The 3,285-nt window shown below is 36.0% G+C and carries 5 protein-coding genes; 2 read left to right on the top strand and 3 right to left on the bottom strand.

The features are described 5' to 3' along the window. Positions 1 to 92, top strand: a 92-nt coding sequence (locus tag GMD78_RS21175) for an IS3 family transposase (protein ID WP_155670827.1), incomplete at its 5' end; no start/stop codon positions are given. A gap of 138 nt (positions 93 to 230) precedes the next feature. Here GMD78_RS21175 and GMD78_RS21180 read toward each other — a convergent pair. Further along, positions 231 to 671 carry an OsmC family protein gene (locus GMD78_RS21180; RefSeq protein WP_155671982.1) on the bottom strand — a complete coding sequence of 147 codons (441 nt, stop codon included), beginning with the start codon at positions 669 to 671 and terminating at the stop codon, positions 231 to 233. A 30-nt stretch (positions 672 to 701) separates the two neighbouring features. Beyond that, positions 702 to 1,880, bottom strand: a complete 1,179-nt coding sequence (gene chrA, locus GMD78_RS21185; RefSeq protein ID WP_155671984.1) for a chromate efflux transporter — start codon at positions 1,878 to 1,880, stop codon at positions 702 to 704. A gap of 137 nt (positions 1,881 to 2,017) precedes the next feature. On the opposite strand from chrA, the gene GMD78_RS21190 reads away from it, so the two are divergent. Beyond that, positions 2,018 to 2,989, top strand: coding sequence for a DUF4003 family protein (locus GMD78_RS21190; RefSeq protein WP_155671987.1), 972 nt, complete (start codon positions 2,018 to 2,020; stop codon positions 2,987 to 2,989). A 207-nt stretch (positions 2,990 to 3,196) separates the two neighbouring features. On the opposite strand, the gene GMD78_RS21195 is transcribed toward GMD78_RS21190, so the two are convergent. Then, positions 3,197 to 3,285: IS3 family transposase (locus GMD78_RS21195; RefSeq protein WP_155670825.1), on the bottom strand; the 89-nt coding region annotated here is incomplete at its 5' end.

Raw genomic sequence — 3,285 nt, forward strand, 5'->3', positions numbered from 1 at the left:
ATATAGATTACTATAATAACAAGCGAATTAAGGCAAAATTGAAGGGCATGAGCCCGATAAAATATCGAACTCATGCCCAACCAGCTGCCTAGTGAAATATTCTGTCTAACTTTATGGGGTCACTTCATTACTACCTAAAGGAATCGACTTTTTTAAATTTCACTTATAGAATCACCTGTGTTAAACCGTCCCTCATAACGGAACCAATTATCATCTACACAGATCCTTTTTCACGAAATAGTAGCTTGTAATTCCAGCTCGACATTTCCTTCAATCGCTCGAGAAATCATGCAGCTTTTCTCCGCTTTTTCCACTAATTGCTCAAGCTTTCTCCGCTCTTTATCTGTTGCATGGCTCTCTAAAGCTACTGTTGGTTTATGGATGATTTTTTTATAGGTAAACACGCCATTTGTGACATCAACAATTCCCTCAGATTCTAATGACATGTCTTTTAATGGTAATTCTGCACGTTCAATCATCGCAGCAAGCGTAATTATATAACACGTTGCTGCTGCACCTAATAGCATTTCATCCGGATTCGTTCCAACACCTGGCCCGTCCATCTCAGGGGGTATAGATATTTTAGTTCTTAAATTCCCTGCTTCAATATATCCTTCGCTATTACGCCCACCAGGCCAATCAGCTTTTAAATGAAAATGATGTTGTACCATGTAATCACCTCTAGCCCCATTTTAATATGATTAAAATAAATAAGCCAATACTTCACCTAGGACAACACCAATAATTACAATCATCCATGCTGGTGTCTTCCAGAACTGCATCAGAACAAAAAGAATAACCGCTAATGCAAAGTGAGCACCACTTACAATAGCGCTTGTAAATACAGGATCATAAAATGCAGCTAATAAAATACCAACTACACTAGCATTTACTCCAGTTAAAATACCTTGAAAGCTTTTACGTTTACGAAGCTCACTTAAAAAAGGTAAAGCACCGATAATTAGTAAGAATGACGGCAAGAACATTGCAATAGTAGCAACAATTCCACCAGCTATCCCATTGATCATTGTTCCAAGATAACTAGCAAACGTAAACAAGGGTCCAGGTACAGCCTGTGCCATTCCATATCCAGCAAGAAATTCATTACTCGTTAAAAGGCCATTCGGCACTACTTCTTGTTCTAAAAGTGGTAGCACTACATGCCCTCCCCCAAATACAATCGAACCAACACGGAAAAAGGTATCAAAAATAGATACATAACTATTGGATACGGTTTGCGCAAGAATAGGTAAGCCTAATAATAAAATAACTAAAATAGAAAGAGAAATAATTCCTGCTTTTTTTGATATCGATACAGTAAATAGATTAACTTTCGTCTCTGCATCTTTTGAAAACATAAAATATCCTAAAATGGCTGCACCTATAATTACAGAAATCTGTACAATTGCAGATGGGAATAACAACATAATTACCAGTGCACCAATGGCTATTGCAATACGGGGTCTATCTGGTGTTAGCTTCTTCCCAAGCCCTAAGACTGCATGAGCAACTACTGCTACTGCCACTATTTTTAAACTTGTAATGAAATTCGCATCTCCAAAAGCAAACGACTGAAAGGCAAGTGCAAATAAGATCAACACAAGTACAGATGGTATCGTAAAACCAAACCAGGATACAATTCCACCTAATAGACCTCCACGTAGCATTCCGATTGCAATACCAACCTGACTACTTGCAGGTCCAGGCAAAAACTGACATAGAGCAATAATATCTGCATATGTCTTGTCATCCAGCCATTTCCTTTTATCTATATATTCATTTTTAAAATAACCCAAATGAGCCACAGGACCACCAAATGAAGTAAGCCCAAGCTTTAACGATGTACCAAGTATTTCAAGTAAAGAGCCTTTCTTCTCCATGACAACCTCCTAAAGTTATTTCTATTAAAATAACATATTTTTAAATACAATACAGATTATTTACACAAAATTTACAATGTGAAACCAATCAACCTTGTCATTCGTATAAATACTATACTTGAAGGGGGCATTCATTCATGGACACAAAAATTCAAAATTATATAGATACGTACGAGATTCTTCATCAAAACATGAAGTGGAAAGTAACCGATAAAAATATCCTCATGACTATTGCATCCATTTATACGATGAATAATAAGATGTTAAATATAGAAAAAATGTTGAAAATATCTGATTCCATAAAAGGTCGAGCGGGTTTGTTCTCTTCTATGAAATCCTATCCAAGATTTACAACTGCAGCGATGCTTGATGTAAACTTTGAAGATCCTGAAAATCAGGTTGAACAGTTATTTGATTACTATGAACGATTTAGAGAGGCTAAGTTCAGTAGTGGTACTTTTACGTATATGGCAGCTACTATTCTGTTAACAAACCAAGATCAAGTTAAATCTGTAGAACAAACAATTAATAAAGTAAAAAGTATTTATGACGGGATGAAAAAAGAGCATGGATTTTTAACATCTTCTGGCGACTATCCTCTCGCAACATTACTCGCATTTGAAGATAAAGAGGATATCATTGACCATATTGAAATGTACTACGAACGATTGGCAAAGAATGGATTTAGAAAAGGGAACGATCTACAAATTCTTAGTCATATACTATCCTTAAGTGACGACATAAATGTAGAGCAACTTGTGTCGCGGGCTGTAAGCGTTTATGATAGCTTGAAAACGGTTCGTATCAAACCGAAAGCAATGTATTACCCAGCAATAGGCATTCTTACATTACTTCCACCTGAGGAATTGGATATTCAAGTCATAGTTAATATGTATGAGAAGCTCAATCAAGAAAAGCAATTTAAATGGCAAAAGGATATGAATGTATTACTAGCGGTTAGTTTTTATGTAAATGAAAAGTTAGAAAATAACGGGCTAGCGGAAACAAGTATTTATTCCGTACTAGAATCCATCATTCAGGCCCAGCAGGCAGTTATGATCGCAGCTGTTACCGGAGCAACTGCAGCTGCTTCAAGTAGTAATAATTGATAAGCTTTTTCTGATTTTCGGAGCGATGTTGAGTCCAGTACATTACTTCTTAAATTTTATCCTAGTTTCATACCATTAGTTACTGCGCATTCTCCATTAACTAAGAAGGTTAGAAAACAACAATTGTTAATAAAAGTGCCTAGTATTAAAAAAGCAATCATGTCCCGTTTAAAATGTACCCTTTGTAAAGGACTATTTTAAAAAAGACTATGCTACACTGGAAAGGTGATTCCTGTATTGTACAGGGGTCATCTTTTTTAGATTCCATTGATATCTGTAGTTGTTGTAATAAGTCA

This window comes from Ornithinibacillus caprae (genome assembly GCF_009728145.1).
Classification (GTDB): Bacteria; Bacillota; Bacilli; order Bacillales; family Amphibacillaceae; genus Ornithinibacillus; species Ornithinibacillus caprae.

What these genes read in the sequence shown, in the direction of transcription:
- chrA (WP_155671984.1), bottom strand. Translation starts at nt 1,880, where the DNA reads ATGGAGAAGAAAGGCTCTTTACTTGAAATACTTGGTACATCGTTAAAG.
- GMD78_RS21180 (WP_155671982.1), bottom strand. Translation starts at nt 671, where the DNA reads ATGGTACAACATCATTTTCATTTAAAAGCTGATTGGCCTGGTGGGCGT.
- GMD78_RS21190 (WP_155671987.1), top strand. Translation starts at nt 2,018, where the DNA reads ATGGACACAAAAATTCAAAATTATATAGATACGTACGAGATTCTTCAT.